Genomic DNA, 19,652 nt, shown 5'->3' with positions numbered 1-19,652 from the left:
AGGCTTACCTAACTTAGGGTCAGACTACGTGCGGCCGTCAGGGCGCCAGCGACCGCACCAACTGCAGCGGATCGGCGCCCGTCGGCAGTACCGAGATCACCGGGGTGTCCAGTCCGGACTCGATGTAGGACGCGATCCGTTCCCGGCATTTCGCCACCGGCCCGTGCACGATCAGGTCGTCGACCACCGAGTCCGGGATCGCCGCGTTCGCCGCCGCCCGGTCGCCGGCCGCCCAGGCCTCGTGCATCGGCGCGAGCAGCTCGCCCCGGCCGAGCCAGTCGTGGAACGCCGCGTACACCGGCACGGTCAGGTAGCTGCTGATCAGCAACCGGCCGAGGCCGCGCGCGGCCTCGGCGTCCTCGGTGGGGCAGACGAAGATCCTGGCCACCAGCTCGCCCGCCGCGCCGAGCTCGGCGCGGACCTTGGGCACGTCGCCGGGCGCCAGCCAGTTGGTGATCGCGCCGTCGGCCTCGCGCGCGGCCAGCCGGAGCATGCCCGGCCGCAGCGCGGCGAGCAGGATCGGCGGCGGCGGGGTCGGCGGGCGCTCCAGCCGGAACTTGGACACCGCGAACGTCGGGTAATCCTCGCTGACCTTGTCGCCGACCAGTGCGGTGCGCAGGAACCGGAGGATGTCCCGCGCGCGGGCGTAGGGCTCGGTGAACGGCACGGCGTTCCAGCCGGTCACGATCGCCGGCGTGGACGTGCCGACCCCGAGGACGAACCGGCCGGGCGCCAGCTCGGCGATGGTCGCCGCCTGCATCGCCAGCAGGCCGGGCCCTCTGGTGTAGATCGGCGCGATCGCGGTGCCCAGCCGTAACCCGGGGGCCCACTCGTTGGCCAGCGCGAGCGGGGTGAACGCGTCGGTGCCCGCGGTCTCGGCCGACCACACGTCGGTGTAGCCCAGGCCAAGCAGCTCGCGCACCAGGTCGCGGTGGGCCGCCAGCGGGACCCCGGTCAACGGCAGGGTGATACCCCAACGTTTGATGCTGTGTTCACTCACCGGTCGACTCCCAACGCGTCTTTGAGCCAGGCGACCTGCATGGCCATGAAGTTCTCCGCGACCTCGTCGTCCTGCGGGGTCATGTGGGTGACCCCGGGCAGCGGCAGCAGCGCGTGCGGCCGGCCGGCGGCGACCAGCGCGGCCGACAGCCGCACCGAGTGCGCGACCACCACGTTGTCGTCGGCCAGGCCGTGGATGATCAGCAAGGGGCGCTTGAGGTTCGGCGCGTCGTCGAGCAGCGAGTTGCGGGCGTAGACGTCCGGCTGCTCGTCGGGATGGCCGAGGTAGCGCTCGCTGTAGTGGGTGTCGTACAGCCGCCAGTCGGTGACCGGCGCGCCGGCGATGGCGGCGTGGAAGACATCCGGGCGACGCAACAGCGCCAGTGCGGCCAGGTAGCCGCCGTAGGACCAGCCCCGAATGGCCACAGTGGACAGATCGAGGTCCCGGTGCTGTTCCGCCGCCGCGTGCAGGGCGTCGACCTGGTCGTCGAGCGTGGCGCCGGCGAGGTTGCACGCGATCTCCCGCTCCCACACCGATCCCCGCCCCGGCGTGCCCCGGCCGTCGGCGATGAGCACCGCGAAACCCTGGTCGGCCAACCACTGTGGGCCGAGGTAGGCGTTGCGGGTGGCGAGCACCCGTTGCGCGTGCGGGCCGCCGTAGGGGTCGAGCAGCACCGGCAGTTTACGACTGCCCGGCACGTGTCCGGTCGGGTAGACGATCGCGGTCCGCAGCTTCCGCTCGCCGAGGACCAGCAGGTGCGGCTTGGGCACCACCCCGGGATCCACGGCGTGCGAGGCGATCGTGGCGATCTCGTCGGTGCCGCGCAGCACCCGGACCGCCGGCCCGGACCGGTCGAGCGACCACGACGACAGCACGGTGACCGCGCCCCGCCCGGCCGCGCCGTGCACACCATCCGATGTGGACACTCGAGTGACGGTGTCGCCGACGCGGTAGACGTGTACCTGGGTCGGGTCCTCGGCCGACGCGGTGAACAGCACGTCGTCCTCGACGTCGAGCACCGACCGCACGAACAGGTCCGGCGGCGTGATCTCCTTGCCGTCCACCACGATCCGGTTCGCGCCGTCGGCGACCGCGACCCGGACCAGCCGCCCGTCCCCGGTCCACGCCGGCACGCCGGGGACGATCTCCACCCACTGCTCGTCGGTCTCCTCGGCCAGCACCTCGGTGGCGCCGGTGTCCTGGTCGACCGCGCGGACCTGCAGCCGCCGCTGGTCTCGTGACTGGAGCGCGATCAGCGGCGGCCCACCCGCCGACCAGTGCACGGTGACCAGGTAGGGCAGCTCGACGGGGTCCCAGTCGACGTCCACCTGGGAGCCGTCGAGCCCGACGACGGCGAGCCGCACCTCGACGTTGTCCGTGCCGGCCGCCGGGTAGGCGACCACAGTCGGCTCGGTCTCCGGGTTGGCCGGGTCGGCGATGTGCCAGCGGCGCACCGGCGTGCTGTCGGTGAACGCCACCAACAGCCGGGTCCCGTCCGGTGACCACCAGTACCCGCGCGCGCGGCCCATCTCCTCGGCCGCGAGGAACTCGGCCACCCCGCACGCCTGGTTGTCGCCCGCTGGCTCGGCCAGCGCGCGGTCACCGGTGCCGTCGACCCCGATCACCCGCAGCGAACTGCCCGACACGTAGGCGACGTGGGTGCCTGTCGGGTCCGGCCGGGGGTCGACCACGGCGGCCGCGGCGGGCAGCTCCCTGGCGGTGCCGGTGGTCGTGTCGGCCACGAACAGCTTGCCGGACAAGGCGAACGCCGCGACCAGCACGGCGTCGTCGGTGGCGTTGCCGACCACCCCGCCCGCCTGCTCGCGGCTGCGCTCGCGCCGGGCGCGCTCCTGGGGCGACAGTTCCTCCTCGCCGTCGCCGAGCAGCCGCGCCGGGTCGGCGAGCCGGGTCTCGGTGCCGGTGGCGAGGTCGAGTTGCCAGAGGATGTGCTGGCGGTCCTCACCGGAGGCCGAGCGCAGGAACAGCACCCGCCGGCCGTCCGGGGAGACCTGGAAGCCGCGTGGCGTACCGAGGGTGAACCGCTGGGTCCTGGCCTGCCGGCGCAGGAATGAGCTCTCGTTGGTCACCCCAGCACCCTATGTCCCGTAGCGTGTCCTGGCATGCAGGTCGTCGGTCTGGTTCTGGTGATCATCGGGCTCTGCGTGCTGGCGGCCGCCGTGCGGGAGGTGCTGCGGTTGCGGGCGGAGGTCGACGCGCTGGCGACGCGGTCGGCCGAGGTCGCCGGCCGGCTCGACGCGCTGCCCCCTGAGCTGTCCGGCGCGTTCGGCACCGGGACTCACCACCTGATCACCGTCGAACTGCTGAACCTGTTCGAGCTGGCCCACCAGCAGAGCGCGCTCACCCGGCCACTGACCGCGCTGACCCCTCGGCTGGTGCGGGATGTGGTGCACCGCAAGCTGATCGGCCGGGTGCGCCAGACCCTCACCGACGCCGGCGTCCAGGCCGATGTGCGGCTACACCGTGCTGACCGCCGTTCTTAGCGTGCCGCTGCTCGCCGGGGCGGTCACGCTGTTGGTGGCCGCCCGGCGGGCCCGGGTGCGGGTGCGGCGGGTGTCGTGGCTGCTGACCAGGGCGGACGTCGCGGTGGCCGAAGCGCGGCGGGCGAGCGTGGTGGCCGGCGGGTCAGACCTGGTCGAGCACCTGCTTGGCATCGTTGCTCGGGATGGCGAACCCGATGCCGACGCTGCCGGCTGACCCGTCCTGGCCGGTCACCGGCGAGTACATCGCCGAGTTGATGCCGATCACCCTGCCGTCGGCGTCGAACAGCGGGCCGCCGGAGTTGCCCTGGTTGATCGAGGCGTCGGTCTGGATGGCGCGGTAGCTGACGGTCTGGTCCTGGCCGCGCACCTGGAACGGGTTCTGCTGCTCGCCGGCCGGTACCCGGACCTCGCGGTCGAGCGCGCTGACGATGCCGGTGGTCACGGTGCCGCGCAGCCCGTCCGGCGCGCCGATGGCGATCACCTCGTCGCCGACGTTGACCGTGTCGGAGTCGGCGAGGGTGGCCGCGGTCAGGCCGGAGACGCCGCTCGCCTGGATCACCGCGAGGTCGACGGACGGGTCGGTGGCCACGACGGTCGCGTCGACCGTGCGGCCGTCGGCCAGGGTCACGGTGAGCTGCCCGGGGTCGGCGACGACGTGGTTGTTGGTGAGGATCCGGCCGTCGACGCCGACCACGACGCCGGAGCCGACGAGCTGGCCGTTGGCCGTGCGCACGTTGACCTGGACGACGCTCTGCTCGACCTTGGCGACCACGTCACTGACGTCGGTCGGGGTGTTGCCGGCGGCGATGGTGGTGGCCGGGGTGGCGGTGGGGGTGTCCTCGCCGCCGCCGAGCACGGCGCCGACCGCCCCACCGACCCCGCCCGCGGCGAGCGCGGCGGCGGCGATGAGCGCGACGGCGTTGCGGCTGAGGCGGCCGGGACGCGGTGGCTGGTTGTCGGTCATGCCGCCACGGTCGGCCGCCAGCCTGGGAATCACCTGTGCACAACCAAAGGACGACCCAAGAACTGTGAGGTCCCCACCCCCCATTGGCACGCAGCGAAGGGTCCCTTCGCTGCGTGTGGTGCAGTGAAGGGACCCTTCGCTGCGGTTGTCGGGAGCCTGGCGGGTGCGCCTGTCGTCAGCCGAGCAGGGTGCGGTGCAGGTCCTGGAGCCTGCGGACCAGGTCGGTGCGGGTGGCCGGGGCGATGAGCACGCGGTGGTCGCCGTTGGGGGCGTCGGTCATGTGGTTGAGCCAGCGGCCGCCCTCGGTGTCGGCGTAGCGCAGCGGGTAGGGCACCGCGCGACGCCGAGCGGCCCGGTCACGCACGGCGACGTACAGTTCACCGCCGCCGGTGGTCGGCTGGGCGATGACCTGCTGCACGGCGCGGACCTCGGTGGACGCCTCCGCGCGGTGCCGCCCGCCCGCCGAGGACAGCAGTTCGGAGCGCAGCACGGTGAAGGTGTCGCCGCGGGCCGGGCGGACCTCCGGGGTCTGCGCGACCAGGACCTCGGGCAGGGCGTCCGGGCGGATCTGGTTGACCATCACGGTGTCGCCGTCGCGGATGGCCAGGACGGCCTCCCGGCCGGTGGCCGCGGCCAGCACGGAGCGGGTCTTGTCGCCCTCGTTGATCCAGCCGTAGAACTCCGCGCCGGGACGGCAGAGCGCGGTGAGGGAGGCGAGCAGTTCGGGGTCGGGGCGATGGCGGGCGTCGAGCAGGCCGAGGCGGGCGAACTCCTCGCGGTCCTCGGTCTCCAGGCGTTCCCTGACCGGGGCCGGGCGCCAGCGGGCGAGCGGACGCAGCGCGATGTGCAGGTCACCGAGGTTCTCGGCGCGGACCAGGCGGGCGAGTGCCTCGGTGGACAGGATGAGTGGGCTGGCGAGTACCACGGCGCCTATTCGCCGATCACTGGCGGAGCGGTGACCGCGTCGGAGCCGAAGGTGTCGTGCGGCTCCGGTTCGAGCAGGAAACTCGGGCGGTCCTGGTCCCGGCCGCGCTGGTTTCTGGTAGGGGCCTCCGGGGTTGCCGGGGTGTCGGCGCCCGGGGTCTCGAGGGGGCCGTAGCCACCGACGAAGCTGTGGTTGCCGCCTTCCGGACCGAACCCGCCGCCGCCCTGGGGACCGAAGCCGCCGAGGTCCATGGGACTCGCCGTTCCCGGGCCGAAGGCGGGTGGCGGGGTGGGCATGGTCGGTGGGCGGGTGTGGGGTGGGTCGACCGGGTTTCTGGGGGCCGGCCGTTGGGGTGGTGGGGTATGGAATGCGGGGGCGCCATGCGGGGCGCCGCGCGGCGGAACGTTGCGCGGCGGCTCGGTCGGCATCGGCCCGGACGGCTGGACGTTGCGCGGCGGCTCACCCGGCATCGAACCGGACGGCTGGGCATTGCGCGGCAGGTCAGCCGGCATCGGACCGCCCGACGGGGAGTTGCGGGACGGTCCACCCGGCGGGGGACCAGCCGGCACGGAGTTACGCGGCGGCCCAGCCGGCATGGGACCGGATGACTGGACGTTGCGTTGCGGCTCCATCGGCGGCGGACCTGCTGGCGGAGCCGACAGGGGACCAGCCGGCGCGGAGTTGCGCGGCTGCTCACCCGACAGGGAGCCAGCGGCCGGACCGCCACGCTGACCAGCTGGCGGAGCATGGCGCGGTGACTCAGCCGACGGGGCGCCAGCCGGTTGGGCGTTGCGCTGTCGCGCGGCCGACATCGAGCCAGGGGGCGGCGCATTGCGCGGCGGTTCAGCCGACGCGGGACCACCAGGCAGGGCATCGCGCTGCGGCTCAGCCGACCTGGCAGGCGGGGCATTCCACTGCGACTCGATCGGCACCGAACCACCCGGCATACCCGACGACTCGGCCGGCCTGACAGACGGGACGTTGCGCTGGGACTCGATCGGCACTGGACCAGCCGTCATGCCCGGCGGCTCGGCGTGCCGTGGCTGGCTCATCGGTTCGTTGGCCGGTCGGCCACGGCCGCTCGGCTGGCCGGCCTGCCCCGGCGGCTCGGCCTGGTCCATGCCCGGCCAGTCCGCGTGCCTCGGCGCCTGCCGACCAGCGGGCTCGACCGGCTCCCTGGTCCGCCCGGCATCCTCCCGCGCCCCGCCCGCCGCGGGATCACCCGGCCACGCCGGCTCAGCGGCTAACGGACCATCCTCCGCCGGCCACCCGACCGACGAACCACCCTCGGCACCGGACGTGGCCTGCTCGTACCGCTCCATCACCGCCACGTTCAGCTCGTTCGCGGCGTTGACCTGGTGCAGCTGGTTCTCGAAACTCCGCCCGACCCCGCCGGCCGACGTGAGGTTGTCCCACAACCCCGGCCTGCTCGGCATCGGCGGCACCTCCCGCACCGCGTGCCGCGCCCCGTCGAACGCGTCACCCGCCCCGACAGCCAGCGAATCGTTGTGAAACGTACGGAAGATCTCCGCACCGGACAGCCCGGCCTCGCTTGGTGTGAACTCGTTCATGCCCCATCCACGTTCCCCTGCTCGAAACCGGGAGCCTACCGCCGCGCCCGCCGCGCTGGCCTCGGCGGCGCGTGTACCGGCGGGGTCGCCGGCTCCTGCCCGTCGACCGTCTCCTGGTCCGGCTCGTCGGCCGCGGAGCGCACCGCGTCCTCGGCAACCGCCCGCCTACGGGCATCGGTCATTGAATCAGCCATCGGTGCTCCCCCTCATCGGCCCTCAGGCACGCACCTTACGGCGCCCGGCAGGCGCGCACCCGCCGATCTGATCTAGTCGTTGCGCGGGAACCCGAGGTTGACCCCACCGTGCTCCGGGTCCAGCCACCGGCTGGTGACCACCTTCGTCCTGGTGTAGAAGTGCAGGCCGTCCGGTCCGTAGGCATGCGTGTCGCCGAACAGTGAGTCCTTCCACCCGCCGAACGAGTAGTACGCGACGGGCACCGGTACCGGCACGTTCACGCCGACCATGCCGACCTCGACCTCGTTCTGGAACCGCCTGGCCGCGCCGCCGTCGTTGGTGAAGATCGCCGTGCCGTTGCCGTACGGGTTGTCGTTGATCAGCTCGACGGCCGCCTCGTACGTCGGCGCCCGCACCACCGACAGCACCGGGCCGAAGATCTCGTCGGTGTAGATCGACATCTCCGGGCGGACGTGGTCGAACAGCGTCGGGCCGAGCCAGAAGCCGCCGGCCGCCCCGTCGATCTCGTGGTCACGCCCGTCCACGACCAGCGACGCGCCGGCCGCCACCCCGGCGTCGACATAGGACGCCACCCGGTCCCGGTGCCCGCCGGTGACCAGCGGCCCCATCTGACACCCCGGCCGCCGGCCGTCGCCGACCCGCAGGTCGGCGATCCGCGACCGCACCCTGTCCACCAGCTCGTCGCCGACGGGGTCGACCACGACGACCACCGACACCGCCATGCACCGCTCCCCCGCCGACCCGAACCCGGCCGAGACGGCGGCGTCCGCGGCCAGGTCGAGGTCGGCGTCGGGCAGCACGACCATGTGGTTCTTCGCCCCGCCAAGCGCCTGCACCCGCTTGCCGTTGCCGGTCCCGGTCTCGTAGACATACCGCGCCACCGGGGTCGACCCGACGAACGAGATGCCGCGCACGGTCGGATGGCTGAGCAGCCCGTCGACCGCCACCTTGTCCCCGTGCAGCACGTTCAGCACGCCGTCGGGCAGCCCGGCCCTGGCGAACAGCTCGGCCACCAGGTTGGACGCCGACGGGTCCTTCTCCGACGGTTTGAGCACGACGGTGTTCCCGCACGCGATGGCGTTGGGCACGAACCACAGCGGCACCATCGCCGGGAAGTTGAACGGCGAGATCACGCCGACCACGCCAAGCGGCTGGCGCAGCGAGTACACGTCCACCCTGGTCGAGGCGTTCTCCGAGAACCCGCCCTTGAGCAGGGCCGGGATGCCGCAGGCGAACTCCACGTTCTCCAGCGCCCGGCCGACCTCGCCCGCCGCGTCCTCGAGCACCTTGCCGTGCTCGGCGGTGACGATGGCCGCCAGCTCGTCGCTGTGCTGGTTGAGCAGCTCGCGGAACGCGAACAGCACCTTCGACCTGGCCGCCAGCGAGGTGTCCCGCCACCCGGGGAACGCCCGCGCCGCGGCGGCCACCGCCTCGTCCACTTCGGACCTGGTCGCGAAGTCGACCTGTCCGGTGACCTCACCGGTCGCCGGGTCGAACACCTCGCCGTGCCGCTCGGGGACACCCGCCCACGGCTTGCCGTCGATCCAGTGGCTGATCCGGTGCATCAGGTCTCCTCGTTCGCGACAGCGGTGTTGGCGACAGCGGTGTTGGCGACAGCGACGGCCTCGCCGAGTATCCCGAGTGCCTCGTCGAGCTCCTCGGCGGTCAACGTCATCGGCGGCGCGAGCCGGATGACGTTGTTGTGCAGCCCACCCTTGCCGACCAGCAGGCCCAGCCGGCGAGTCTGCTCGAGCACGGTCGTCGCGGCGGCCGGTGACGGCGTCGTGCCGCCCGGCTCGACCAGCTCGATGCCGACCATCAGCCCCTTGCCCCGCACGTCACCGACCACGGGGTACCGGTCACCGATCGTCCGCAGGCCGGCCAGCAGCGCCGAACCGAGGGTCGCCGCGTTGGCCTGCAGGTCGTGGTCGAGCAGGTAGTCCAGCGCCGCCCGGGCGCCCACAGTGGACACCGGGTTGCCGCCGAAGGTGGAGATCGAGTTCGCGCCGAGGGAGTCCATGATCTCGCCCCTGGCCACCACGCCACCGATCGCCAGGCCGTTGCCCAGGCCCTTGGCGAAGGTCATCATGTCCGGCGTCACGCCGTGCGCCTCGATCCCCCAGAACGTCTGGCCGGTCCGCCCCCAGCCGGTCTGCACCTCGTCGGAGATGAACAGGATCCCGTGCTCGGCAAGGACTTCGGCGAAGCTCGCGAACAACCCGTCCGGCGGCGAGGTGAACCCGCCGACCCCCTGGATCGGCTCGGCGATCAGGCACGCGACGTCCCCGGCGGTGCCGGTGAGCAGCACGTCGCGCAGGTCGTCGGTGCAGGCCGCGATGTAGTCGGCGTCCGATAGCCCGGCGAACGGCCCGCGATACCGGTACCCACCGTGCACATAGGACACCTTGACCGGGGACAGCGCCGAGGCCGACCAGCCGCGGTTGCCGGTGACGCCGACGGTGGCGAACGCCCGGCCGTGGTAGGAGTTGCGCAGCGCGAGCACCTGGCCGCTGCGCCGGTACTGGGTGGCCAGCATCAGCGCGGTCTCGTTGGCCTCGGTGCCGGAGTTGGTGAAGAACACCTTCGCGTCCGGGATGCCCGACAGCCGCGCGATCTGCTCGGCGAGCTCCACCTGGCTGCGGATCAGGTACAGCGTCGAGGTGTGCAGGATGCCGGTGTCGAGCTGTTTGCGCACCGCGTCGCTGACCTCGGCCACGTCGTAGCCGATCGCGTTGGTCAGGATGCCGGCGAAGAAGTCCAGATAGGACTTCCCGGTCGCGTCGGTGACCCGGCGGCCGTGCCCGTGCACGATCTCCAGCGGGTCGTCGTAGTAGAGGGCGAGCCAACCGGGGAGCACGGCTCGGTGACGGTCGATCAGACGCGGTTCGGCCATAGTCCCGAGTGTGGGCCCGCGACCCGTGCCGCGCCATGGACAGTGTGTATCCGCACGGCCGTAGAGTGTGCACAACATGTACCCGACCATGGCCGACGTGCTCGCCCTCCCGGTGATCCGGCAGGGCGTGGTCACCGTGGTCGCCGGCGCCGCGGGCCTCGACCGGCGGGTCCGCTGGGTGCACATCGCCGAGATCGCCGACATCGCCCCGCTGCTGCGCGGCGGCGAGCTGGTGCTGACCACCGGCATCGCCCTGCCGGACGACGCGGACGCGCTCACCCGCTACGTCGACGAGCTGGCCGGCGCCGGCGTGGTCGGGGTGGTGGTCGAGCTGATCCGGCACTGGAACCACGCGCTGCCCCCGGCACTGGTCGAGGCCGCCGAGCGACACCTGCTGCCGCTGGTGACGCTGTCGCGGGAGACCAGGTTCGTCGCGGTCACCGAGGCGGTGGTCGGGCTGATCGTGGACGCGCAGGTGGCCGAGCTGCGGGCGGCCGAGCGGGTGCACGAGACGTTCACCGCGCTGACCGTCGCCGGCGCGGAGCCGCCGGAGGTGCTGCGCGAGGTGGTGCGGACCTCGGGCCTGCCGGTGGTGCTGGAGACCCTCGGCCACGACGTGCTGGCCTACGACGCGGCCGGCGAGGACCCCGGCGAGCTGGTCGCCGACTGGGCGGCCCGCTCGCGCCGGGTCACCCCGAGCACCCGCACCAGCTACGACCCCGACGCCGGCTGGCTGGTCACCGTGGTCGGCGCGCGCGGCAACGACTGGGGCAGGCTGGTGCTGGTGACCAGGACCGAGCCCGCCCACCGGGTGGTGGTGATCGCCGAGCGCGCCGCCTCCGCGCTGGCCGTGCACCGGCTGGTGGCCCGCGACCGGGAGGGCCTGGAGCGGCACGCGCACCGCACGCTGCTCACCGAGCTGCTGTCCTCGCCGACCACGCCGGCGGACCTGAACGCGCGGGCCGGCGCGCTCGGCGTGCCGCTGCTGCGGCGCAGGCTGCTCGGGGTGTCGGTGCGCCCGGGCGCGGTGGCGTCCTCGCCGGCGATGGCGACCCAGGAGGTGCTGCGCGACCTGGCCGAGGCCACCGCGCTGGCCGCCCGGCGGGCCAGGGTGGCCGCGCTGGTCGGCGTGGTCGACGACATCTCGGTGCGGGCGCTGCTGTCGCTGACCCCGCAGGCCGACGAGGGCGCTGTGGTCTACCGGCTGGCCGAGGAGATCCACCAGACCGCGAGCGCCGACCCGCCGGTGGTGGTCGCGGTCGGCACCACCGTCGAGGCGGTGACCGACGCACGCCGCAGCCTGGTCGAGGCGGCGCACGTGGCCAAGGCCGCGCTGCGGTCGGCGAAGAGCCGGTCGGTCCACCGGCTCGACGACGTGCGGCTGCGCGGCCTGCTGCACCTGCTGGCCGACGACGACCGGATGACCGCCTTCGCCGCCCGTGAGCTCGGGCCGTTGCTGGTCCGCGACGCCGCGCACGCCAGCAGGCTGATCGACGCGCTACGGCACTTCTGCGAGCACGGCGGCAACAAGTCCGCCGCCGCGACCGCCGCCCACCTGTCGCGCACGGCCTACTACCAGCAGCTGGCACGGATCGAGCAGGTGCTCGGGGTGTCACTGGACGACCCGGAGTCGGTGCTGTCACTGCACGTGGCACTGCTCGTGCACGAGACAGGAGTGCCATGAGGGACGGCGACGGGCTCATCCAGTGTGGACAGGGGCACACCCACTGGGGCCGCTTCGGCGCCGCCGGGCTGCTGGTCGCGCACGACGGCCACGTGCTGCTCCAACACCGGGCCTCGCTCACCATCGGCGGCGACACCTGGGGGGTGTTCGGCGGCGCGCGCGACAGCACCGAGTCCGCGGTGGAAGCCGCGCTGCGCGAGACCGCCGAGGAGTCCACGTTGGACGTCTCGACGGTGACCGTGCGCGCCTGTCTGCACGAGGACCACGGCGGCTGGGCCTACGACACGGTGCTCGGCACCATGACGTCGATGGCCGAGGTCGGGCCCGCGTCCTGGGAGTCCAAGGGCGCGGCCTGGGTGCGCATCGACGAGGTGGCCGACCTCGACCTGTTCGGCCCGTTCGCCGCGGCCTGGCCGAGGGTCCGCGCGTGCCTGCGCCGGCCGGTGCTGGTGGTCGACGTGGCCAACGTGATGGGCTCGCGGGCCGACGGCTGGTGGCGCGACCGGGCCGGCGCCGCGGCCAGGCTGCGCGACGAGGTGGCGCGGGTGCCTCGGCTGACCGGGATGGCGCCGTTCGACGTGGCGTTCCCGGAGAAGGTGCTCGTGGTGGAGGGCAAGGCGCGCGACATCGGGGCGGGCGAGACGACCGTGCGGGTGGTGCCGGCCCCCGGTGACGGCGACGACCAGATCGTGGCCACGGTCGCCGAGACCATGGCCGCCGACCCGACCGCGGTGTGTCTGGTGGTCACCGCCGACCGCGCGCTCAAGGCCCGCTGCCGGGCCGCCGGTGCCGACACGATCGGGCCCCGCTGGCTGCTCGACCAGCTCTGATCTCGCTCTACTTCGGACACATGGTCAAGAGGCAGAATGTCAACAGAACCAGCCAACGACCGACACTCTGACACTCCCTGAACTTCGGCGAAACCCTCAACGATGCCCCGTGTCGGCACCACTACCGGCGGAGAAGAACCAGCGGAGTAACGATGGCCACCGTCAGCACCACCGCCACCACTCACCCGGACGGGCGAGTCGACCTGCCCGACCACTCCGGGATTCGCGACAGCCGCTTCTACAACGACGAGCTGGCCCCCGTGCCGGTCGCGTCCCGCACCTGGAGCACCTACAACTACACCGCACTGTGGATGGCGATGGCCTTCTGCGTGCCGAGCTACTCGCTGGCCGCCGGCCTGATCCTGTTCGGGATGAACTGGCTGCAGGCGTTCCTGACGATCACCCTGGCCAACCTGATCGTGCTGGTGCCGATGCTGCTCAACAGCCACGCCGGCACCAAGTACGGCATCCCCTTCCCGGTCTACGCCCGCGCGTTCTTCGGCATGCGCGGCGCGAACCTGGCCGCCCTGCTGCGCGCGCTGGTCGCCTGCGGCTGGTTCGGCGTGCAGACCTGGATCGGCGGCTCGGCGATGCACGCGATCATCGGCAGGCTGACCGGGGACGGGTGGACCGCGGCCGCCGCGATCGCCGGCAAGCCGTGGACGCTGTGGCTGTGCTTCGCGCTGTTCTGGTTCGGCCAGATGGTGTTGATCTGGCGCGGCATGAACGCGGTCAAGTGGATGGAGAACTGGGCCGCGCCGGTGCTCGCGCTGAGCCTGATCGCGGTCGCGGTGTGGATCGTCGGCGAGGCAGGCGGAATCGGCTCGATCTTCTCCCAGGAGTCGCGGCTGGGCTGGGGCGCGGAGTTCTGGAAGGTGTTCGCCCCGTCGCTGATGGGGATGATCGCCTTCTGGGCGACGCTGTCACTCAACATCCCCGACTTCTCCCGGTTCTCCGCGAGCCAGCGCAAGCAGACCGTCGGGCAGATCCTCGGCCTGCCGACCAGCATGGCGTTCATCGCGCTGCTGTCGATCATCATCACGTCCAGCGCGGTCGAGGTCTACGGCGAGGAGCTTGGCGAGAACATCAACGCGCTGTTCGACCCGGTGAACCTGATCAACCAGTTCGACAGCGGGTTCGCGGTGTTCCTCGGCCTGATCGTGGTGATCGTGGCGACGGTGTCCACGAACATCGCGGCCAATGTGGTCAGTCCGTCCTACGACTTCTCCAACGCCTTCCCCAAGCGGATCAGCTTCCGCGCCGGCGGCCTGATCACCGGTGTCATCGGCGTGGTCATCCTGCCGTGGAAGCTGTACGAGGACCCGGACATCTACATCTTCGCCTGGCTGAACACCTACGGCGGGCTGCTCGCCCCGGTCGCCGGTGTGCTGGCCGCCGGTTACTGGGTGCGCGCCAGGACCCGGCTGGACGTCGCCGCGCTCTACCAGGAGCGGGGCCGGTACTGGTTCAGCGGCGGGTGGAGCTGGCCGGCGCTGGTCGCCACCCTGCTCGGCGCACTGCTGGCGGTCGGCGGCGCGTACTCGACCGTGGACGAGCAGGGCACCAAGACCGGGCCGTTCCCGGTCGACGGCCTGATCCCGTTCCTCAAGGACCTCTACGACTACAGCTGGCTGGTCGGATTCGTGGCAGCATTCCTCGGGTACCTGGTGCTGACCATCGGCCGGCGCGACGAGGCTGCCGCCGAGCAGCGGATGGAAGGAGAACGCTGATGTCCGAGATCGTGCGGGCCGGCCTGGTCCAGCAGCGCTGGACCGGGGACAAGGAGTCGATGACCGAGGCCGCCGTGGCCCACATCGCCACCGCCGCGTCGCAGGGTGTCCAGGTCCTGTGTCTGCAGGAGTTGTTCTACGGGCCGTACTTCTGCCAGGTACAGGACGCCGACTACTACTCCTACACCGAGCAGATCCCCGACGGGCCGACCACCCAGCTGATGTGCGAGCTGGCCGACCAGCACAACATGGTGCTGGTCGTGCCGATGTACGAGCAGGAGCAGCCGGGTGTCTACTACAACACCGCGGCGGTGATCGACGCCGACGGCACCTACCTCGGCAAGCACCGCAAGAACCACATCCCGCAGGTGAAGGGGTTCTGGGAGAAGTTCTACTTCCGGCCGGGCAACCTCGGCTACCCGGTGTTCGACACCGCGGTCGGCAGGATCGGCGTCTACATCTGCTACGAGCGGCACTTCCCCGAGGGCTGGCGGGCGCTTGGTCTTGCTGGCGCGCGGATCGTGTTCAACCCGTCGGCCACCAGTCGGGGCCTGTCCCAGTACCTGTGGCGCCTTGAGCAGCCGGCGGCCGCCGTGGCCAACGAGTACTTCGTCGGCGCGATCAACCGGGTCGGCATCGAACCGTTGGGCGACAACGACTTCTACGGCCAGTCCTACTTCGCCGACCCGCGCGGGCAGCTCGTCGGCGAGGCAGCGTCCGACAGCGAGGACGAGGTGGTGGTGCGCGACCTGGACATGTCGGTGCTCACCGAGGTCCGTGACCTGTGGCAGTTCTACCGCGACCGGCGGCCGGACACCTACGACTCGCTGACCGGGGCGTGAGGCCGATGCGCATCCTGATTCGCAACGGGACGGTGGTCAACGCCGGCGGCGAGCTGGCGGCCGATGTCCTGGTGGACGGCGAGACGATCGCCGCGGTGACCGCGCCGGGGGTGTTCGACACCGCCGACCAGATCATCGAGGCCGACGGGCACTACGTGCTGCCCGGCGGCATCGACGCGCACACGCACATGGAGATGCCCTTCGGCGGCACGTCCTCCGCGGACACCTTCGCCACCGGCACGACCGCGGCCGCGTGGGGCGGCACCACCACGATCATCGACTTCGCGGTGCAGGCCAAGGGCACCTCGCTGCTGTCCACACTGGACAAGTGGCACGCGAAGGCCGACGGCAACTGCGCGATCGACTACGGGTTCCACATGATCGTCTCCGATGTCAACGACCAGTCGTTGAAGGAGATGGAGACCTGCATCGACGCCGGGGTGAACAGCTTCAAGATGTTCATGGCCTACCCCGGCGTGTTCTACGCGACCGACGGCGAGATCCTGCGCGCGATGCGCAAGGCCACCGACACCGGCTCGATGATCATGATGCACGCGGAGAACGGCATCGCGATCGACGAGCTGGTGGCCGAGGCGCTCGCAGCCGGGCGCACCGACCCGGTCGAGCACGGCATCACCCGCCCGCCGGAGCTGGAGGGCGAGGCGACCTCGCGGGCGATCCAGCTGGCGAAGGTCACCGGTGCGCCGCTCTACATCGTGCACCTTTCGGCCCGCCAGGCACTGGAAGCGGTGGCGCAGGCCAGGAACACCGGCCAGAACGTGTTCGCCGAGACCTGCCCGCAGTACCTCTACCTGTCCATTGAGGACCTGGCGAAGCCGGACTTCGAGGGCGCGAAGTACGTCGCGTCGCCGCCGCTGCGGCCGAAGGACCACCAGGCCGACCTGTGGCGGGGCCTGCGCACCAACGACCTGTCGGTGGTGTCCACCGACCACTGCCCGTTCTGCTTCAAGGACCAGAAGGAGCTCGGGCGGGGCGACTTCTCCAAGATTCCCAATGGGATGCCGGGCGTCGAGCACCGGATGGACCTGCTGCACCAGGGAGTCGTCGCCGGCGAGCTATCGCTGTCGCGGTGGGTGGAGGTGGCCTCGGCGACCCCGGCGCGGATGTTCGGCCTCTACGGGCGCAAGGGCGTGATCGCCCCCGGCGCGGACGCGGACATCGTGGTGTACGACCCGCTCGCGCGGCAGACGCTGTCCGCGAGTACGCACCACATGAACGTGGACTACTCGGCCTACGAGGGCATGTCGATCACCGGCGGGGTGTCGACGGTGTTGTCGCGCGGCTCGGTGGTCATCGCCGACGGCGAGTTCCTCGGCCGCGAGGGGCATGGCAGGTTCCTGGCCAGGGACCTCTCGCAGTATCTCGTCTGAAGGGGCGTCCACTATGGACTTCGGAGTGGTGCTGCAGACCGACCCGCCGGCCAGCGAGGTCGTCCGGCTGATGACCAGGGCCGAGGAGCTCGGCTTCGGCTACGGCTGGACGTTCGACTCGCACGTGCTGTGGCAGGAGCCGTTCGTCATCTACTCGCGGATCCTGGCGAGCACCCGGTCGATGATCGTCGGGCCGATGGTGACCAACCCGTCCACCCGGGACTGGTCGGTCACCGCGTCGTTGTTCGCCACGCTCAACGACATGTACGGCAACCGGACCGTGTGCGGGATCGGCCGCGGCGACTCGGCCAGGCGGGTCATCGGCCAGCGACCGGCCACGTTGTCGGTGCTGCGGGACTCCATGCACGTGATCCGCGAGCTGGCCGAGGGCCGGGAGGTCGACCACCACGGCGCGCCGGTGCGCCTGCCGTGGGTGCGCGACGGCCGGCTGGAGGTCTGGATGGCCGCCTACGGGCCGAAGGCGCTGCGGATGGTCGGCGAACACGCCGACGGGTTCATCCTGCAGACCGCCGACCCGGCGATCACCAGGTGGACGATCGAGTCGGTCCGCGCGGCGGCCCGCGACGCCGGGCGCGACCCCGGCGGCATCACCATGTGTGTGGCCGCACCCGCCTATGTGGGTGACGATCTCGCCCACCAACGTGACCAGCTGCGCTGGTTCGGCGGCATGGTCGGCAACCACGTGGCGGACCTGGTGGCCCGCTACGGCGAGTCCGGCCCGGTGCCCCATGAGCTGACCGACTACATCCGCGGCCGGGAGGGCTACGACTACAGCCACCACGGCAAGGCGGGCAACCCGTCCACCGACTTCGTCCCGGACGAGATCGTCGACCGGTTCTGCCTGGTCGGGCCCGCACAGGCGCATGTGGACCGACTGACCGAGCTGGCCGAGCTCGGCGTGGACCAGTTCGCCATCTACCTGATGCACGACGCGAAGGAGCAGACCCTGACGGCCTACGGGAACGAGATCATTCCAAAGTTGACCGTCTGAACAACGAACAGCCGCGGTGACAACTGATCACGCAACGATTGCCCCGTACGCGCAATGGTCTGCGGATGATTCTGTCGCCAACTGGACTTAACCTGTTCATATGTCGCCAACAGCCGCTGCCCTCATCGCGCTCGACGAGACGTGGAGCACGCACAACTACCATCCGCTGCCGGTCGTGCTGGCCGAGGGCGCGGGCGCCTGGGTGACCGATGTGGACGGGAAGCGGTACCTGGACTTCCTGGCCGGCTACTCGGCGCTCAACTTCGGCCACCGCCACCCGGCGCTGGTCGAGGCGGCGACGACGCAGCTCAATCGGCTGACCCTGACCAGCCGGGCGTTCCACCACGACCAGCTCGGCCTGTTCTGCCAGGAGCTGGCCGAGCTGACCGGCACCGAGATGGTGCTGCCGATGAACTCGGGCGCCGAGGCCGTCGAGTCGGCGATCAAGGTCGCGCGCAAGTGGGCCTACCAGGTCAAGGGCGTGCCGGACGGCACAGCGGAGATCGTCGTGGCCGGCGCGAACTTCCACGGCCGCACCACCACGATCGTGTCGTTCTCGACGGATTCGGTGGCACGTAACGACTTCGGCCCGTTCACCCCGGGTTTCCAGGTGGTCAAGTACGGCGACGAGCAGGCGTTGGAGGCGGCGCTGTCGCCGCGCACCGCCGCCGTGCTGATCGAGCCGGTGCAGGGTGAGGCCGGTGTGCAGGTGCCGCCCGCCGGCTACCTGCGGGCGGTGCGCCGGCTGTGCGACGAGCACAACGTGCTGCTGGTGGCCGACGAGATCCAGTCCGGCCTTGCCAGGACGGGCACCCTGCTGGCCAGCGAACACGACGGCGTGCGGGCAGATCTGTACACCCTGGGCAAGGCTCTGGGTGGTGGGATCCTGCCGGTGTCGGCGGTGGTCGGGCGGCGGGATGTGCTCGGCGTGCTGCGGCCGGGTGAGCACGGTTCGACGTTCGGTGGCAACCCGCTGGCGTGCGCGGTCGGGCGGGCGGTGATCCGGCTGCTGGCGACCGGCGAGTTCCAGGAGCGGTCGCGGACGTTGGGGGCGCATCTGCACGCGCGGCTGGGTGAGCTGGTCGGGCGGGGGGTTGCCGAGGTGCGCGGGCGCGGGCTGTGGGCGGGCATCGAGATCGCTCCCGGCCGCAGCGCGCGGGAGATCAGCGAGACCCTGATGGCGCGGGGCGTGCTGTGCAAGGAAACCCACGACACGACCCTGCGCGTGGCCCCACCCCTGATGATCTCGAAAGCCGACCTGGACCACGGCATCGACACCATCGCCAACACCCTGACCGACTGAGGCGACCATGTGCCACCTCGTAGCACCAGGTAGCACTGCCACGTAGTATGGACGTCATGGCGCAGCCTGAGATCACGCAACGCGACCTTCGCAGCCGATCCAAAGAGATCATGGATGCGGTCGAGGGCGGTCAGTCGTTCACGGTCACCCGCGACGGCCACGAGATCGGTCAACTGATTCCGTTGCGGCGCCGTCGGCGCTTCGTCGCCCGCGACGAGTTCGTCGCCATGTCGCGCACTGCCGCGTTCATCGACGTCGAGGCGTTCCGCACGGACCAGGATGCCGCGGCCGATCAGGAAATCGTCGACCCCTATGCGCGGTAGCACCCATCCCAAGGGCATTCTCGACACGAACATCCTTATCCTGCGCAGTGGGATCGACCCGGCCGAACTGCCGAACGAGATGGCGATCAGTGCGGTAACGCTTGCCGAGCTCTCTGCTGGTCCACACCACGTGCGGCCGAACACCGAGCAGGACGGCTATGACGAGCATGAGGAACGGGCCCGCCGCCTCGACGTTCTGCAACGCGTCGAGCACGAGTTCGATCCGATCCCGTTCGGTATGGAGGCAGCCAGGCTCTACGGCCGAGTGGCTGCCTCAGTCGTCGCCGCTGGCCGAAAACCACGACGCCGAACCGCGGATCTGATGATCGCCGCAACCGCCATCGCCGAGGGACTACCACTGTTCACCACCAACCCTGACGACTTCGGCGGACTGCGGAACCTGCTGACCGTCGTACCCGTCACCCGCCCCCTCGTACCGCACAACAGCGACTGATCGTTGCGCGCCTGCCATCTACCGTCGGGACGTT

At 71.3% G+C, this 19,652-nt stretch carries 19 protein-coding genes; 11 read left to right on the top strand and 8 right to left on the bottom strand.

Features of this window, described 5'->3' with window-relative positions; genetic code table 11:
- Nucleotides 1-37: 37 nt before the first annotated feature.
- Complete coding sequence (locus ACYVIP_RS17270; RefSeq protein ID WP_460397502.1) at nucleotides 38-985, bottom strand: LLM class F420-dependent oxidoreductase; 948 nt, start codon at nucleotides 983-985, stop codon at nucleotides 38-40.
- Nucleotides 986-996: 11 nt separating this feature from the next.
- Nucleotides 997-3,087, bottom strand: a complete 2,091-nt coding sequence (locus ACYVIP_RS17265) for a S9 family peptidase (protein WP_460397366.1) — start codon at nucleotides 3,085-3,087, stop codon at nucleotides 997-999.
- A 33-nt stretch (nucleotides 3,088-3,120) separates the two neighbouring features.
- Between ACYVIP_RS17265 and ACYVIP_RS17260 the strand changes: the two genes are divergently transcribed.
- On the top strand, nucleotides 3,121-3,501 hold the full coding sequence (locus ACYVIP_RS17260) for a hypothetical protein (RefSeq protein WP_460397364.1): 381 nt from the start codon (nucleotides 3,121-3,123) through the stop codon (nucleotides 3,499-3,501).
- Entirely contained in the window at nucleotides 3,467-3,715 is a 249-nt protein-coding gene (locus ACYVIP_RS17255; RefSeq protein WP_460397362.1) for a hypothetical protein, read from the top strand. Before ACYVIP_RS17260 ends, ACYVIP_RS17255 begins: the two co-directional genes overlap by 35 nt.
- On the opposite strand, the gene ACYVIP_RS17250 is transcribed toward ACYVIP_RS17255, so the two are convergent.
- The 6 genes from ACYVIP_RS17250 to ACYVIP_RS17225 all read right to left on the bottom strand — a co-directional run bounded on the left by ACYVIP_RS17250 (nucleotide 3,644) and on the right by ACYVIP_RS17225 (nucleotide 10,049).
- On the bottom strand, nucleotides 3,644-4,465 hold the full coding sequence (locus tag ACYVIP_RS17250; protein WP_460397360.1) for a S1C family serine protease: 822 nt from the start codon (nucleotides 4,463-4,465) through the stop codon (nucleotides 3,644-3,646). The genes ACYVIP_RS17255 and ACYVIP_RS17250 overlap by 72 nt on opposite strands.
- Before the next feature lie 175 nt (nucleotides 4,466-4,640).
- Complete coding sequence (locus ACYVIP_RS17245; RefSeq protein WP_460397358.1) at nucleotides 4,641-5,390, bottom strand: ESX secretion-associated protein EspG; 750 nt, start codon at nucleotides 5,388-5,390, stop codon at nucleotides 4,641-4,643.
- A 5-nt stretch (nucleotides 5,391-5,395) separates the two neighbouring features.
- Nucleotides 5,396-6,961 (bottom strand): hypothetical protein, encoded by a 1,566-nt coding sequence (locus ACYVIP_RS17240; RefSeq protein ID WP_460397356.1) that lies wholly within the window; start codon nucleotides 6,959-6,961, stop codon nucleotides 5,396-5,398.
- A gap of 35 nt (nucleotides 6,962-6,996) precedes the next feature.
- Nucleotides 6,997-7,155 carry a hypothetical protein gene (locus ACYVIP_RS17235; RefSeq protein ID WP_460397354.1) on the bottom strand — a complete coding sequence of 53 codons (159 nt, stop codon included), beginning with the start codon at nucleotides 7,153-7,155 and terminating at the stop codon, nucleotides 6,997-6,999.
- Nucleotides 7,156-7,227: 72 nt separating this feature from the next.
- Nucleotides 7,228-8,724 carry a CoA-acylating methylmalonate-semialdehyde dehydrogenase gene (locus tag ACYVIP_RS17230; protein WP_460397500.1) on the bottom strand — a complete coding sequence of 499 codons (1,497 nt, stop codon included), beginning with the start codon at nucleotides 8,722-8,724 and terminating at the stop codon, nucleotides 7,228-7,230.
- The gene (locus ACYVIP_RS17225; RefSeq protein ID WP_460397352.1) at nucleotides 8,721-10,049 is read right to left on the bottom strand and encodes an aspartate aminotransferase family protein; all 1,329 of its coding nucleotides are present in this window, start codon (nucleotides 10,047-10,049) and stop codon (nucleotides 8,721-8,723) included. Before ACYVIP_RS17225 ends, ACYVIP_RS17230 begins: the two co-directional genes overlap by 4 nt.
- Before the next feature lie 76 nt (nucleotides 10,050-10,125).
- On the opposite strand from ACYVIP_RS17225, the gene ACYVIP_RS17220 reads away from it, so the two are divergent.
- From ACYVIP_RS17220 to ACYVIP_RS17180, 9 genes are all read left to right on the top strand, one after another.
- Nucleotides 10,126-11,733 carry a PucR family transcriptional regulator gene (locus tag ACYVIP_RS17220; protein ID WP_460397350.1) on the top strand — a complete coding sequence of 536 codons (1,608 nt, stop codon included), beginning with the start codon at nucleotides 10,126-10,128 and terminating at the stop codon, nucleotides 11,731-11,733.
- The gene (locus ACYVIP_RS17215; protein WP_460397348.1) at nucleotides 11,730-12,563 is read left to right on the top strand and encodes an NUDIX domain-containing protein; all 834 of its coding nucleotides are present in this window, start codon (nucleotides 11,730-11,732) and stop codon (nucleotides 12,561-12,563) included. Before ACYVIP_RS17220 ends, ACYVIP_RS17215 begins: the two co-directional genes overlap by 4 nt.
- A 152-nt stretch (nucleotides 12,564-12,715) precedes the next feature.
- Nucleotides 12,716-14,293, top strand: a complete 1,578-nt coding sequence (locus tag ACYVIP_RS17210; RefSeq protein WP_460397346.1) for an NCS1 family nucleobase:cation symporter-1 — start codon at nucleotides 12,716-12,718, stop codon at nucleotides 14,291-14,293.
- Nucleotides 14,293-15,135 (top strand): nitrilase-related carbon-nitrogen hydrolase, encoded by an 843-nt coding sequence (locus tag ACYVIP_RS17205; RefSeq protein WP_460397344.1) that lies wholly within the window; start codon nucleotides 14,293-14,295, stop codon nucleotides 15,133-15,135. Before ACYVIP_RS17210 ends, ACYVIP_RS17205 begins: the two co-directional genes overlap by 1 nt.
- A 5-nt stretch (nucleotides 15,136-15,140) precedes the next feature.
- Complete coding sequence (hydA, locus tag ACYVIP_RS17200; protein ID WP_460397342.1) at nucleotides 15,141-16,526, top strand: dihydropyrimidinase; 1,386 nt, start codon at nucleotides 15,141-15,143, stop codon at nucleotides 16,524-16,526.
- 13 nt (nucleotides 16,527-16,539) lie between these two features.
- Entirely contained in the window at nucleotides 16,540-17,538 is a 999-nt protein-coding gene (locus tag ACYVIP_RS17195) for a TIGR03842 family LLM class F420-dependent oxidoreductase (RefSeq protein WP_460397340.1), read from the top strand.
- A 100-nt stretch (nucleotides 17,539-17,638) separates the two neighbouring features.
- Nucleotides 17,639-18,841: an ornithine--oxo-acid transaminase gene (gene rocD, locus ACYVIP_RS17190; protein ID WP_460397338.1), complete on the top strand. Its 1,203-nt coding sequence runs from the start codon at nucleotides 17,639-17,641 to the stop codon at nucleotides 18,839-18,841.
- A gap of 56 nt (nucleotides 18,842-18,897) precedes the next feature.
- A complete protein-coding gene (locus tag ACYVIP_RS17185) occupies nucleotides 18,898-19,164 on the top strand; it encodes a type II toxin-antitoxin system Phd/YefM family antitoxin (RefSeq protein ID WP_460397336.1) in 267 nt (88 codons plus the stop codon).
- A complete protein-coding gene (locus ACYVIP_RS17180; RefSeq protein ID WP_460397334.1) occupies nucleotides 19,154-19,618 on the top strand; it encodes a PIN domain-containing protein in 465 nt (154 codons plus the stop codon). The genes ACYVIP_RS17185 and ACYVIP_RS17180 overlap by 11 nt, the downstream gene beginning before the upstream one ends.
- The last annotated feature ends 34 nt before the right edge of the window (nucleotides 19,619-19,652 follow it).

The sequence above is a fragment of the Actinophytocola sediminis genome (assembly GCF_054779715.1).
This window is presented reverse-complemented; position numbering and strand designations above follow the sequence as displayed.

What these genes read in the sequence shown, in the direction of transcription:
- ACYVIP_RS17255 (WP_460397362.1), top strand. Translation starts at nt 3,467, where the DNA reads ATGTGCGGCTACACCGTGCTGACCGCCGTTCTTAGCGTGCCGCTGCTC.
- ACYVIP_RS17180 (WP_460397334.1), top strand. Translation starts at nt 19,154, where the DNA reads ATGCGCGGTAGCACCCATCCCAAGGGCATTCTCGACACGAACATCCTT.
- ACYVIP_RS17235 (WP_460397354.1), bottom strand. Translation starts at nt 7,155, where the DNA reads ATGGCTGATTCAATGACCGATGCCCGTAGGCGGGCGGTTGCCGAGGAC.
- ACYVIP_RS17205 (WP_460397344.1), top strand. Translation starts at nt 14,293, where the DNA reads ATGTCCGAGATCGTGCGGGCCGGCCTGGTCCAGCAGCGCTGGACCGGG.
- rocD (WP_460397338.1), top strand. Translation starts at nt 17,639, where the DNA reads ATGTCGCCAACAGCCGCTGCCCTCATCGCGCTCGACGAGACGTGGAGC.
- ACYVIP_RS17260 (WP_460397364.1), top strand. Translation starts at nt 3,121, where the DNA reads ATGCAGGTCGTCGGTCTGGTTCTGGTGATCATCGGGCTCTGCGTGCTG.
- ACYVIP_RS17215 (WP_460397348.1), top strand. Translation starts at nt 11,730, where the DNA reads ATGAGGGACGGCGACGGGCTCATCCAGTGTGGACAGGGGCACACCCAC.
- ACYVIP_RS17220 (WP_460397350.1), top strand. Translation starts at nt 10,126, where the DNA reads ATGTACCCGACCATGGCCGACGTGCTCGCCCTCCCGGTGATCCGGCAG.
- ACYVIP_RS17185 (WP_460397336.1), top strand. Translation starts at nt 18,898, where the DNA reads ATGGCGCAGCCTGAGATCACGCAACGCGACCTTCGCAGCCGATCCAAA.
- ACYVIP_RS17195 (WP_460397340.1), top strand. Translation starts at nt 16,540, where the DNA reads ATGGACTTCGGAGTGGTGCTGCAGACCGACCCGCCGGCCAGCGAGGTC.
- hydA (WP_460397342.1), top strand. Translation starts at nt 15,141, where the DNA reads ATGCGCATCCTGATTCGCAACGGGACGGTGGTCAACGCCGGCGGCGAG.
- ACYVIP_RS17250 (WP_460397360.1), bottom strand. Translation starts at nt 4,465, where the DNA reads ATGACCGACAACCAGCCACCGCGTCCCGGCCGCCTCAGCCGCAACGCC.
- ACYVIP_RS17210 (WP_460397346.1), top strand. Translation starts at nt 12,716, where the DNA reads ATGGCCACCGTCAGCACCACCGCCACCACTCACCCGGACGGGCGAGTC.
- ACYVIP_RS17225 (WP_460397352.1), bottom strand. Translation starts at nt 10,049, where the DNA reads ATGGCCGAACCGCGTCTGATCGACCGTCACCGAGCCGTGCTCCCCGGT.
- ACYVIP_RS17240 (WP_460397356.1), bottom strand. Translation starts at nt 6,961, where the DNA reads ATGAACGAGTTCACACCAAGCGAGGCCGGGCTGTCCGGTGCGGAGATC.